11 protein-coding genes are annotated in these 13,363 nt (G+C 34.8%); 3 read left to right on the top strand and 8 right to left on the bottom strand.

What is annotated here, in order from left to right; all coding sequences use genetic code 11:
- Nucleotides 1–109: 109 nt before the first annotated feature.
- The 7 genes from EW028_RS09325 to EW028_RS09300 form a co-directional block, all read right to left on the bottom strand.
- Entirely contained in the window at nucleotides 110–1,219 is a 1,110-nt protein-coding gene (locus tag EW028_RS09325; RefSeq protein WP_054549062.1) for an amidohydrolase, read from the bottom strand.
- A gap of 204 nt (nucleotides 1,220–1,423) precedes the next feature.
- The gene (locus EW028_RS25280) at nucleotides 1,424–1,567 is read right to left on the bottom strand and encodes a hypothetical protein (RefSeq protein WP_167444843.1); all 144 of its coding nucleotides are present in this window, start codon (nucleotides 1,565–1,567) and stop codon (nucleotides 1,424–1,426) included.
- A 248-nt stretch (nucleotides 1,568–1,815) separates the two neighbouring features.
- A complete protein-coding gene (locus EW028_RS09320; protein ID WP_115674293.1) occupies nucleotides 1,816–3,858 on the bottom strand; it encodes a TRAP transporter permease in 2,043 nt (680 codons plus the stop codon).
- Entirely contained in the window at nucleotides 3,855–4,370 is a 516-nt protein-coding gene (locus EW028_RS09315) for a DUF1850 domain-containing protein (protein ID WP_131520675.1), read from the bottom strand. Before EW028_RS09315 ends, EW028_RS09320 begins: the two co-directional genes overlap by 4 nt.
- A gap of 124 nt (nucleotides 4,371–4,494) precedes the next feature.
- Nucleotides 4,495–5,484 (bottom strand): TAXI family TRAP transporter solute-binding subunit, encoded by a 990-nt coding sequence (locus EW028_RS09310; protein ID WP_131520674.1) that lies wholly within the window; start codon nucleotides 5,482–5,484, stop codon nucleotides 4,495–4,497.
- Nucleotides 5,485–5,775: 291 nt separating this feature from the next.
- The gene (locus EW028_RS09305; protein ID WP_054549059.1) at nucleotides 5,776–6,327 is read right to left on the bottom strand and encodes a superoxide dismutase family protein; all 552 of its coding nucleotides are present in this window, start codon (nucleotides 6,325–6,327) and stop codon (nucleotides 5,776–5,778) included.
- Nucleotides 6,328–6,488: 161 nt separating this feature from the next.
- A complete protein-coding gene (locus EW028_RS09300; protein ID WP_048393249.1) occupies nucleotides 6,489–7,253 on the bottom strand; it encodes a 3D domain-containing protein in 765 nt (254 codons plus the stop codon).
- Between the two features lie 297 nt (nucleotides 7,254–7,550).
- Between EW028_RS09300 and EW028_RS09295 the strand changes: the two genes are divergently transcribed.
- Both EW028_RS09295 and EW028_RS09290 read left to right on the top strand, forming a co-directional pair.
- Nucleotides 7,551–7,736 (top strand): putative motility protein, encoded by a 186-nt coding sequence (locus EW028_RS09295; RefSeq protein ID WP_131520673.1) that lies wholly within the window; start codon nucleotides 7,551–7,553, stop codon nucleotides 7,734–7,736.
- Nucleotides 7,737–7,772: 36 nt separating this feature from the next.
- Nucleotides 7,773–8,933: a response regulator gene (locus EW028_RS09290; protein WP_131520672.1), complete on the top strand. Its 1,161-nt coding sequence runs from the start codon at nucleotides 7,773–7,775 to the stop codon at nucleotides 8,931–8,933.
- Nucleotides 8,934–8,985: 52 nt separating this feature from the next.
- Here the strand turns inward: EW028_RS09290 and EW028_RS09285 are convergent, their stop codons facing one another.
- Nucleotides 8,986–10,002, bottom strand: coding sequence for a GGDEF domain-containing protein (locus EW028_RS09285; protein WP_131520671.1), 1,017 nt, complete (start codon nucleotides 10,000–10,002; stop codon nucleotides 8,986–8,988).
- Nucleotides 10,003–10,429: 427 nt separating this feature from the next.
- Between EW028_RS09285 and EW028_RS09280 the strand changes: the two genes are divergently transcribed.
- The gene (locus EW028_RS09280; protein WP_193767353.1) at nucleotides 10,430–13,321 is read left to right on the top strand and encodes a hybrid sensor histidine kinase/response regulator; all 2,892 of its coding nucleotides are present in this window, start codon (nucleotides 10,430–10,432) and stop codon (nucleotides 13,319–13,321) included.
- The last annotated feature ends 42 nt before the right edge of the window (nucleotides 13,322–13,363 follow it).

Here is a 13,363-nt window from a genome sequence, read left to right as displayed (position 1 = left end):
ATAAAAAACAATGCAAACCCTTGAATATCCATGCATCATTAAAAATGTTCATGCAAAAAAGCTATATGAAAAAAAAGTTACATTTTCTCATATAGCTTTTAATATTTTTTTATTCAGGCTTTTTTTCTAATACACATGCAAGTACTTTCGCAGCATCAATTAAGGCACTGCGATCAAATGTCATTTTAGGGTGGTGTAATCCTGGTGTTAAATTCGCACCAATTCCAATCATTGCCGCTTTTAATTCCGGCTTTTTAACTGTATAGAAATGGAAATCATCACTACCTGGTGTAGTTATTTCATCTGCTAAATGCCCTTCTCCCAAAGCCTCAATGATGGCATTCTTTGCCATGTTCGCAGCAGTTGGGGAAACTTCAGCACCTGGTGTGAAATCTATCCACTTCCAACTCATATCAATTTCAAATTGTTGCTGTATTGATTTCAGGCCAGATTCAATTTTACTGCGCAGCAATTCAAGTTGTTGATTATGCTGTGCGCGAACATCCATTGAGAAACTAGCATTACCTGGAATAATATTGGTACTACCACCATCCGCAATGATTTTTGTTAACTTAGCCGAATGTGGTTCAAATGGTGATAAATGAATGCTGTGTAGCATTTGTTGCACGGCCATAATAACATCAATGGCATTTTTACCTTGATGTGGTCTAGCACCATGTGCATCTATTCCTTGAATAGATCCCTCTAAAAAATAAGCAGCGCCATGATGAATCGCAGGCGAAACTTTGCCAAGTGGTAATTCTTCTATTGGTCTTAAATGAACACCAAATAAATGTGATACTCCATCAACCGCGCCTCTATCAAACGTTGCACATGCGCCATTTCCTAGTTCTTCAGCAGGTTGGAAGATGAAACGAATACGATGTTGTAAGGTGCGATCTTTCAGTAGTAATAATGCACCAAGAACCATGGAGATATTCGCATCATGTCCACACGAATGATTTGCTTGCCACTTCCCATCAACTTCCTGCCATAAGGCATCAATATCAGCACGTACTGCAACAATTTCATTACCAGTCCCAATTTCAGCTATTAATCCTGGTATATCACCTAATAAACGATAACTAACATGCAATTCATCCAGTATGGAAGCAATTTTTTTAGTAGTCTCAAACTCTTTCCAACTTACTTCGGGATATTGATGAAAATGATCAAACCATTGATAAATCGTTTCTTCTACTGTTAAAGCTTTCGACATAACTACACCTCTATACGCATTTTTGTTTCCCATTATACATGAATCTTTTTCACAAAAGTACATATGTCTTCAGACCTAATACACTTATTTTAATCCTATATTACATTCATATGCACTGGAAAAGCCATTTATCAATAGAGGTATAATATACAATGGGCTATGCTAAAAGTTAGTATACTTTCAACATAGCCCATCAAATTTTCATTATAAACTTGTAAAAAACCCTTCTGGATACTCTTCATACTGAATATTCACCATTTGCTCCTCATTTTTCTCTTCTTCTTCACGTAAATCGAATTCTTGATCCATTAAATACGTTTCAAACTTTGAATTTAACAACTTCCCCATTGTACCACTCCTTATTAATTGAATTTTCTGATAAAAGGATTATACAATAGATTTTTAGTAAATTGCAATAAATTATATACATTATGCATTATAACTATAAAACCTATCTCAAAATCAGATTAAAAATACCATTGATTCTTATGATTACTAAAAAATTTTACCTTTAAAAAACAAAAAGCTGCTCATTAACATCTGTACTAATATTTAGCCAGTTATTAATTGAGCAGATTTATATGCAAGTCAAGTATTTAAGATACTGAAGCTCCCATTTTGTCCTTCGTATTATCGTGATGATTTCCTTTTTTATGGGACAAAAATTGGATCACAAACATCACAATAAATATTCCTAAACCAGTCCAATCCGAGAATTTTTCAGGATAGATAAGTAATAGCCCCGCAGCAATCATAATAATTCTTTCATACCAGAAAAGTTTACGATACCAGTAGCCGATCACACCAGCACCAATTGCCACCATTCCAGTGATAGCAGTGAATACTACCCAAATAATTTGCGGAATGGTTGTATCAATCATTAATAATGCTGGAGAGAAAACAATCATATACGGTATAATAAATGCCGCAATCGCAAGTTTTGCTGAATTCACACCCGTTTTGATAGGGTCACCACCAGAAATACCTGATGCCGCAAACGCCGCCAGTGCTACAGGTGGTGTAATATCAGCAATAATACCGAAATAGAACACAAAGAAATGAGCAGATAGTAATACAACTACTGGCACTAATTCTTGTGGTGTATTTGGAGATAATAAAGCCACAATTGCTGGTGCAGCAATTGTCGATGTTATCACATAGTTTGCTGTTGTTGGTGCACCCATTCCAAGAATAAGCGAAGCTATCATAACAAAAATAAGTGTCAAAATAATACTACCACCAGCTAAAGCTACTAAGCTATTTGCTAAACTTAAACCTAATCCTGTTTTTACAACGACACCCACAATAATCCCAGCACAAGCAGTAGCTGCAACTACACCTAATGCAGTTCGAGCACCTTCCACCAATGCATCAATCACATCTTTTGGTTTAAGACGCGTTTCTTTATTAAACATAGCCACACCAATTGATATAATAATTCCATATAATGCCGCATGCATAACTGGTGTACCTGTTAGCATTAATATGATAATCGCCACAATCGGTAAGAGAAGGTAAATCTTCTTAAATACCTCTTGACGATTTGGCATTTGATCGTCTCGCAGACCTTTTAGACCAACTCTTTTTGCTTCGAAATGTGTCATAATCCAAATACCTGTAAAATATAAAAGAGCAGGGATAGCTGCCGCTTTTGCTATATCCCAATACGTAATTCCTCGACCAATAAATTCAACCATTAGGAAGGCAGCAGCACCCATAATCGGTGGCATAAGTTGACCACCTGTCGATGCAGCTGCTTCCACTGCACCAGCAAACTCTTTTCGATAGCCTAGTTTTTTCATCATTGGAATTGTATAAGAGCCGGACGTTACTACGTTAGCTACAGAGCTTCCAGAAATTGTACCTTGAAGTGCACTTGAGAATACAGCTACCTTCGCAGGACCGCCAATTAATTTTCCAGCTAGTGCAACTGCTAGATCGTTAAAATACTGGCCAACTCCTGTTTTCACAAGAAATGCCCCGAATAGTAAAAATACAAAAATAAATGTGGCTGATACACTAATTGGTGTGCCGAATATCCCATCAGTTGTAAAGTACATGAGGTTGACGATACTCTCCAAATCCTGTCCTCTATGTGCCATAAATGCCGGGAAATACGGGCCATAGTAAGCGTAAATCAAGAAAGCGATTGCAATAATTGTAATAGGCAACCCTACAGCACGTCGAGCAGCCTCAAGTACTAGTACAACAGCTATTAGCCCAACAATAAAGTCTACCTGCGTAATGGAGCCATTGCGATTCACAAGTTCTGTATAGTTCATAGACCAATATGAACCTACTGCAATAGCTAGTAATGCTAAAATATAATCGAACCAGGCTATTTTATGCTTGGGTGCTTTTTTTCTTGCTGGGAATAATAAGAAAATTAATGTTAAACCAAAGCCTAAGTGGATGGTACGTTGAATTTGAGCAGGAAATTGCCCAAAAATAGCTGTGTAAAGTTGGAATAGCGAAAATGCTAAAAGGCCAAAGAAAATAACATGCTTCATTACACCTGAGATTGTTCTTACATTGGATTCTATATCATATTTTTCAAGTATGGCTTGTTGCTCTTCAGCAGAGATTTGCTCAAATTCTTCTACTTTTTCTTCTTTCCTTGATTTTTCCTGTGTTGTCATTTCATCCTTACTCCTTTCCACTGTTCGTAAAGTGACAATCGCTTAATTTCAAATAAATAGGATTTACCCCTCTGTAAATCTTTTTTTAAATCATATTCTTCATCTGCATAATTGAATACCAAATCTAAATCTAAATCACCTATATAGATCGTAAAATTATCAAGTATGGCACTATTGTTAAATTGGAGAACATATTTACCGTTCCGTTGAATAAGTGTTTGATGTTCCTCTGCATAGCTTGGCATGCCAATAGCTAAATCTTCATATTCCATTTCAAGCATTTCAATACGATTACCTTTTATATATTGATAGGATTCCAATACATCTGACTTATGTATGGAGTGGGTGTATCTTATTTGAAAGGTTTGCTCAACTGAAATGGGTATGTAGTGCACTTTAGGATGGGCTATACGCGTCTCTGTAAAGGTGAACACCTTTTGAAGAGGAAGAAATATGACAATACATATACAGATACTTAAAAGAACTGTTATGATGAATTTTCTCTGTTGCATTCGACCTATTCCCCCACTTTAAAAGCTATTCGCCTAAACCTATATCCTACAGTAAGAAAGAGACTCGAAGCTTTATGCAACGAGCCCCTTCGTATTTTTTAGAAAGTTTCAAGCACTATTCACACTATTTCTTTTCATTAAAGTATTTTTGTGCACCTGGATGAACGTCAATACTAATACCATCTAAACCTGTTTCTGCTTTTATGAATTCCCCTTTTGGATGGGAAATTTTACCCGTGTTATCATAAATAGCTTTTGTCATTGAATAAACAACATCTTCCGGAAGATCCTTTTTCACCGCTAGCATAGCTAGAACTGAAATTGTCTCCACATCGTTTGCAATACCATAAGTACCAGCTTTTACTGTGTCTTTTGCATAGTAAGGGTATTTAGCAATTATTTCATCTGCTTTACCCGCATCTAAACCGATAATATTCACTTTCGTTGTAGCATTTAATGCTTCAACAGCAGCTGTTGGCGTACCTGCTGTAATAAATGCTGCATCAATTTGACCTGATTGAAGACCATCTGTTGATTCACCAAAATCAAGGTTTTGTGCCTTGATATCATCCATCGTTAAGCCATTGATTTCAAGTAATTGTTCAGCATTTGCGTAAGTACCCGAGCCTGGAGCACCCACTGATACTTTTTTACCTTTTAAATCTGCATACGTTTTAATACCCGAAGCTTCAGTTGTAACGAGTTGAACTGTTTCTGGATAAAGCGCACCTAAAGCTGAAATTGTATCAATTTTATTGCCATCAAACATCAGCTTACCTTCAGTAGCATAATAAGCAATATCTGTTTGAACAAATGCAATTTCACCTTTTCCTTCTTGTAAAGCAGTCATATTGGCAGCAGATGCCTGAGATACTTCAGCAGTTGTTTTAATGCCTGTATCAGTAGTTATTAAATCAGCGAATGTACCTCCAAGAGCATAGTAAGTACCTTGTGTGCCACCTGTTAGTAAACTTAAAAACTTAGGTTTTTCAGTTGATTCGGAGTCATCTCCAGTGTCCTTCGAACCACTTCCACTATCTGATCCACATGCAGCTAAAATCATAAGCGCAAGGATACTTAATAGCATTAATAAATTAAATTGTTTCTTCCTCATAGTAACCTTCCCCCTTTGGTTATTTTTAAGAATCTATTTAAAATTATCAAACTTAGTATAATAATGTCAATTAGTTTATAGTAAATTCAGACTTTTATAATTATACAAAACCACTTTAAATCCATTAATTTACATTACTATAGCTTTATTTAATTACCCCTTTTATATTTGAAATAAACTCCTAATTTACTTTTCTAAAAAAAATAAACTAAACATTCTAACTGTATAAATAATGAATAGAATATAAAAAAACTGCATCTGAAATAAACAGATACAGTCATGCATTTTATTCTATTGAATGGCTCCACAGGCTATTCTAGCTCCTGAATTACCAGCAGGATCTGTTTTATAATCATCCGCTGATTCATGAATGACAATAGCACTTCCATCACTATCTAATAGCGAATTTGGTTGATCTTTTTGTAAAGTTAACCCCTCAGCTAAAAAATTAAGATCCACATTGCCATCTTCACCAATTTCCAAATTTGGTAAGTCCCCTAAATGATAACCATTAGGATTTAATTTACCATGTTCCTTGTTTGTTGGATTAAAGTGGGCACCAGCTGATTCAAATTTAGGTGGTTCACACTTGCCTACTTCATGAATATGGATACCATGTGTGCCTGGTGGTAAGCCTGTTAATGCGAGCGTCATCATAACCCCATTATCTTCCTCTTGAAGATATGCATTGCCATAGCTTTCATTATTTGCACCAATTACTTTTGCAGTAGCTGTTAAAGGGGTAGATGCATTGACAGCTACTTTCTCCTCTTTCTTATCAAAAAAACTGCAACCCGCAACAAAAATTAGTAAAGAAAGACTCATTAAGCTTATTTTTTTCATAAAAATACCTCCTCTCTTTCTGATGATTTCCAATTTCTTCAGTACTTATGCACAATTAATCATTTACGATTCTATAATGGCTCCTATTTCATTTGAGCTTGAATAGGAAACTCAACCAAAATAAAAGGGATTTCTCAAAGGTCGAGAAACCCCTTCCATAATTAATTTAAGATTTTTACCGTTACTGTTTTGACACCCCACTGAAGTGCTTGTCCTTCAGTAGGAATAAATACATCGATTTTATTTCCTTTAATAGCTCCCCCTGTATCAGCAGCAATTGCTTCGCCATAACCTTCCACCCAAACCTTCGTACCGAGTGGAATAACCCGTGGATCTACAGCGATTACCTTTAAATTAGGATTAGACCTTATATCTGTTCCATTTGCTGTAATTCCTGAACAGCCTTCACAATAGGCTGTATAGGCAGTAGCACGCATTGTTAATGTTTTACCTGAGACAGTTGCTGGAGCACTTGCTGGTTTTGTTTTGGCTGGTGCAGCAGGCTTAGTAGCTGTTGCAATCCCCTCGGAAGTTTTTGGTTTTGGTTTTGCAGCTGAAGCTTTAATAGCTATCGATTCACCAGCTAAAATCAAATCTGACGCAAGGTGATTCCATTTCTTCAAATCATCTACAGTTACATTATTAATACGAGCTATTGAAAATAAAGTATCCCCACCTTTGATGACATATTCATCCCCCAATGGTTCTTCTGCTTTTGACGTGTCTTTCACTAAGTCTTGCTCTGGGTAAAACCATAATGAATCCTTTTCATTTAATTGCTGGAACTCACCTACTGTTAAATTATAAATTTGCGGGAGTGCCCATAGTATATTGCCTGGCGATTTGTCCTTAGCAAAGGAAGGACTAGCATAGAGACTCACACCAAATGTCAATACTACCGCTAAAGCTAATGCTCTTTTCTTCATGTTTAGTAATACCTCCATCATTTTATTATTTGTTGCAAATCTGTTGCTAGCACACTAGAGTTAAAAGCTCTATTATGTAAGCAACCATAAGTTTGCAAATTAATAACTCAGGACTAGCTGCCTGATATTAGGAATTATTACTATAAAAACGGAAAAATATACAATTTCAATTAATTTTTTAGTAATTTAATCAATTTATTGCTTATAAACTATAATTTAGTAGGTCTGTTTAGGACTTTTTTATATTAGATATTTGCTATATTTAGCCGATAAAAAAAAGAAAAGGAGGGAATAAAAATGGAAGTTAATTCACTTATGTCATCCCAGCTGATGGAACTCCAACAAACAGTACAGATGAGTGTCATGCAAAATGCTCTTAATTTAAACACAACTACTGCAATTGAATTACTGAATGAACTACCTCAGCAACGAACAGCTCCTACTCACCCATATAAAGGATCCATAATAGATATCTCAATCTGATCATACAGCCATATTTATCGAAAGGAGGTTCCTTATGTGATTCGGGTAATTATCGTGGACGATGAGCCATTAGCTCTGGTTAGTATGAAAAAACATTTAAATGAATTTGATAACATAGAGGTCATTCGAACTTTTACTACTGCAAAGGATGTATTGAAAGAAGGACCTACCTTAGACTTTCAAGTAGCATTTTTAGACGTTGAAATGCCAGGTATGAGCGGATTAGAAGTAGCACAACTGTTAAAAACATGGGATAAAAATATCTGTATCATTTTTGTAACTGCCTATCGAGACTATGCTGTTCAGGCATTTGATGTACAATCACTTGATTATTTATTAAAGCCAGTTTCAAAATCTCGTTTAGAGATAACCATTAACAGAATACAAAAGCTATTCCAAAAAAATCTATCATCGGAGAAAACTCGAACGCATCAAAAGCCTATGCTTCAAATCAGATGCTTTGGAGAGTTTGTCGTTTCTTTTGATGATAAAGTAATTCATTGGAGAACAATTAAAAGCAAAGAATTGTTTGCCTTTCTATTTTTACAGCTTCATATGCCCGTACCTCGTGATAACATTTTAGATTCACTTTGGAGTGATACGGATGTAAAAAAAGCCAGAGTACAATTGCATACTACTGTCTCCTACTTACGTACAACACTTTCATTTTATGGCTACACGGATGTCATTGAATATGCAAATGGCTGCTATATTTTGAAACTAAACGATTTTCAATGTGATGCCTTTGATTTGGAGGATATCTTAAATACCAAAGCTGAAACAGGACGATTAAATATTGAAAAAGCTGAGGAACTCATCCAAAATTACCATGATGAATTTATGGCAACAATGGACTATGCATGGACTACTAGTAAAGCAAATTTGATGAATAAACAATTTAGTCAACTACTTGATGAATTGATACTTTATTACTCTAAAAATAAGAACCTTAAAAACAGAGAGCGTTCATTGTTATTTGCTTTAGAGTTTAATCCGTATTCCGACAAAATCGTGCAACAATTAATCCAACATTATACTGAAATTGGAAATCGTGCAGAAGCTATAAAAATATACCATTCTTTTAATAGCCTTCTATTAACAGAATTAAATGTGTCACCATCTCAGGAAACCACAGAACTTTTTCAAAACGTCTTACATGCACATGAAAAAGAGCATGAAACAAGCGTTTACCCCTAAGGACATGAAAAAACATGCTAGCGTCCAGTGCTAGCATGCTTATATAGTTTAATTATTTAACAATCATTTGTCTCATATTACTTACAACACATAAACAGTTTCTTCCAGATTTTTTAGCCTTATACAAAGCATGATCTGCAATTTCTATCAATTGATTGGGACTTTGGACATTTGGTGTAAAAGCCGTAATTCCAGCAGACATTGTCACAGGTCTTCCACACACAGTTTCTTGTAAAGCTTGTTTAATTCGGAGACTTTCCGCTAATTGGACTGCATCCTCTATATTCATCGAAGGTAAGATGACCATAAATTCTTCGCCGCCAAATCTAAAGCATAACCCCTGTTCCCCAACTCTGCTCTGCATAGTAATCGCAAAGGCTTTTAAAACTTCATCTCCTACAGTATGACCATATGTATCATTTATACTTTTAAAATCATCTAGATCTATTAAGATAATGGCATGAGGAACCTTATCAATAATTAATTTGTGTAAAATTTGATCCATTCTTCTGCGATTAAGAATCCCTGTTAATGAATCTAAGTTCAACTGCTCTGTTAAGTCATGGATTTTACTTTCCGAACAGATCATCATATTTTGAATATTCTTTTTTAATAATTTCACCTCATCATACCAATCAGCAATTTCCTCAATCCCTTGTGCTCCTTCATCTACTTCAATTCTTTTCGATAGCTCTTTGAGAGGCTGTGTAATTTTAATAGCAAACCAAATAGCAAATCCCATTATAGTCGCTATAACTATTATGATTGGGCCTAGGACTTTTTTAAAAAACAAATTGAAGGACACTATTCTTTCATCAAGTAAAGTATCAACCATTTGTTGCGTATACAGCTTTAATGAATGGTCATCTGTCTTAGCATCTTGTAAATAGCTTTCCGTAATTGTCGAGACTTCCATTACATAAGTTTCTTGTATATTTGTTTTATGTTCCTTCAAAATTTCATTGAAATTACGATAGCTACTCCAAATACTAATACTAGATGTCATGAGGACAACAATAGTTGTCATACTAATAATAAGAAACGATAACTTTAACTTGAATTTACCCACAATAGATCATTTCTCCCATTGAGATGTTTTTTCGTTAATCTTATCTATGTTTAAATTTTGATATACTTATTCAATCATCATACGTCAAACCTCTTAAAGAAAACTTAAACACTAATAATTTTTTCCTCCTTCAATTTAAAAGGAAAAAATCGATAGTACTACTAACTCCAAATTGGTCTATTCTTATAGGCTTAAATCATTCTTTTATTATCCATTATATTTCCTTTTTTCCAATTTCGTGGCATGGTAGATAGAGATTCATTAGGAGGGAAAAATTGCTGTGTTGAGAAAAGCTTCTACCCAACATCTACTTATTATAATTGCCATTTTTATAGTCCTTACTTTTCTAAGGTTATTATGGTTAAACTATTTCCTCCCCTCTACACATCAACCTAGTGCCAAAGATGGTGTGGTCCACATAAACAATTTGGCTACATCGGAAAAAGAAGTTATTTCCTTGGATGGAGGATGGATCTATTATCCTGGACAATTTGTGAATTTTGAAAATAAGGGGGGTAACAAAGAGAGTCATAGCAATACCTATAATACCCAAAATATTCCTGCGTTAAAAAATGAGCCAACGACTCAACCCTATGGCACTTATCAGTTAAAAATTCTGCTACCAAACACTTTAGATAATGATCGATATGCCATTCGTATACCTGCTATTTCAACTGCATCAACCTTATATATAAATGGAAAGCTAGTAGGAAAATCAGGCAAAGTAGCAGATAATGCAGAAGACCATGAAGGTCAAGCTGCACCTTATACTGTTTATTTTACTAATACACAGTCTGAAATTAATCTCATACTTCATGTATCTAATTTTGATACACTCACAAGTCCTATTATTAATAAAAGGATTTTATTTGGCACTGCGTCAGCGATGACGCATCATCAATTAATTGTAGGGCTATCTCTTTCAACTATTGTAGTTATGCTAATCATATTCTCTCTTTTTAGCATACTTGTATATTTGTTCATCTATCGAAAATCTATTGTTTTACTTTTCACATTTGGCTTTCTTTTGCCTTTAGCAGATGAATTAATTACGTTTGATCGCTCCCTACTAGATTGGTTGCATCTGAATTATGTATGGTCCTATAAGCTTTCTTCTATTATTTTTCTAGGAGCCTCCTTTTTCTTTGTTCAGTTTATGAGAGTCCTCTTAGTCAAATATCACAACACTAAAACCTTTCAATGGATTTTTGCTTGTTATGTTTTAAATGCAATACTCACGATTGTTTTACCAATGACATGGCTGATACCTACGAAGAATATTTTCTTCGTACTTTATCTAGTATCCTTTCTTTACGTAGTGGTACTGGCTCTTAGAGAGTATTTAGAAAACCAAAAAAGGAGCTCTGCTTTTATTGCACTAACAGCTATCGGCACCACAAATGGTATTATATGGGGTTTCATTAAATCTGTTTACGTATTCGATATTCCTGTTTATCCATTCGATTATTTATTTATCATGCTTGGTTTTTCTAGCTATTGGTTCAAACGTTTTCATGAGAACTCTCAGCAAATTCAAAAATTAGTGACTAAACTACAACACGAGGATGCTTTAAAAGATGAATTCCTTACAAGTAATGCAGAAAAACTTTGGAGTCCAATGAATAGGATGATTACCCTAGGTCAATCCATTTATGACAACCCACATAACAAACTTGTTACTGAAGATGAAAAAAATCTTAAACACCTTATCGATATAGGTAGAAGTATGTCCTTTACGTTAAACAACATACTGGATTTTACTCGTTTAAAAGAAGGAGATTTACATCTCCATACACAAAGTGTAAATCTTCAAGGTGCTGTTTATGGAGTTTTCGATATCCTCCGCTTTATTGCAAATGGTAAACAAATACATATGGTATCTTTAGTACCTCCAAGTTTCCCAAATGTATTAGCCGACGAAAATCGCCTTATTCAAATCCTATTTAACATTTTGCATAATGCCCTAAAGTATACAGGTGAAGGCTCTATAGAAATTATTGCTCGTGAAGAACAGCATATGGCTATTATCCACATTCGTGATACTGGACAAGGCATGGACAATTTTGTACAAAGTCTTTTGTATTCGCCCTATGAACAGGGCCAAGAATATGATGAAGGCATTGGTATTGGCCTACTTATTTCAAAAAAACTGATTGAATTACATGGAGGTACATTAAATATACAATCTATTCCTAACAAAGGATCGAATGTTTATTTTACATTACCTCTTGCAGATGAAGGTAGACAAAATAAGGAATACGCAACCTTTAATGCACAAGCTAAAACTCAGCTATCCACAAATGAACAAGAGTTATCCATGGTGTCAGATAAGCATTTCAGGATCTTAATGATTGATGATGACCCTATGAATTTAGCAACGATGAAAAGTATATTTTCGATCTCTGAATACGAAATTACTACTGTTACAACCAGTGAGAAAGCTCTAGCTCTGATTCAGCAAGAATCATGGGATTTAGTAATTGTTGATGCAATGCTTCCGTATATTTCAGGCTATGCTGTAATTCAAAAAATACGAAAACAATACTCATTGCTGGAATTACCTATCTTATTATTGACGATAAGAAAGCACCCTGAAGATGTTTATACAGGCTTTGCCTATGGTGCTAATGATTATGTAACAAAACCTATTAATGCATTAGAGCTAAAAGTAAGAAGTCGAGCTTTAATTGATTTAAAATATAGTATTCAACAACGTCTACATTTAGAAAGTGCTTGGCTGCAATCTCAAATCCAACCACACTTCTTATTTAATACACTTAATACCATTGCCTCACTTAGTACTATTGATACAGATAGAATGATCGATTTAATGCATTACTTTGGTGAATATTTACATGCCAGCTTCGATGTCAGAAATCTTCAAAGAGTAGTACCACTACAGCATGAGCTCGATTTAGTTCGTTCGTATCTTTACATTAAACAGCAGCGATTTGGAGAATTAATTCAGATTGAATGGGATATTGATGAAACGATACAAATTGAAATTCCTCCAATTTCTTTACAAACGTTAGTTGAAAATGCCATTCGGCACGGTATATTAAAGAAAGAAGAAGGCGGTACTGTTTGTATTCTTATTAAAGATTTCACAACTTATGTATCCATTAGCGTAATAGATGATGGTGTGGGAATTAGCCCCACTCTATTAAAGGAATTGCAAGAAGATTACAAAGGGACAAGCTCTGGTATAGGGATAAGAAATACAAATCTACGACTTAAAAGAATTTATGGCCAACAATTACAAATTCAAAGTACTATAAACCAAGGTACAAATGTTACTTTCCATATACCTAAAGATTAAAAACCGGAGTCATTACAACGCCATTTTTGTAGTGACTCTTTT

The sequence above is a fragment of the Lysinibacillus sp. OL1 genome, from assembly GCF_004332175.1.
Classification (GTDB): Bacteria; Bacillota; Bacilli; order Bacillales_A; family Planococcaceae; genus Lysinibacillus; species Lysinibacillus capsici.
This window is presented reverse-complemented; position numbering and strand designations above follow the sequence as displayed.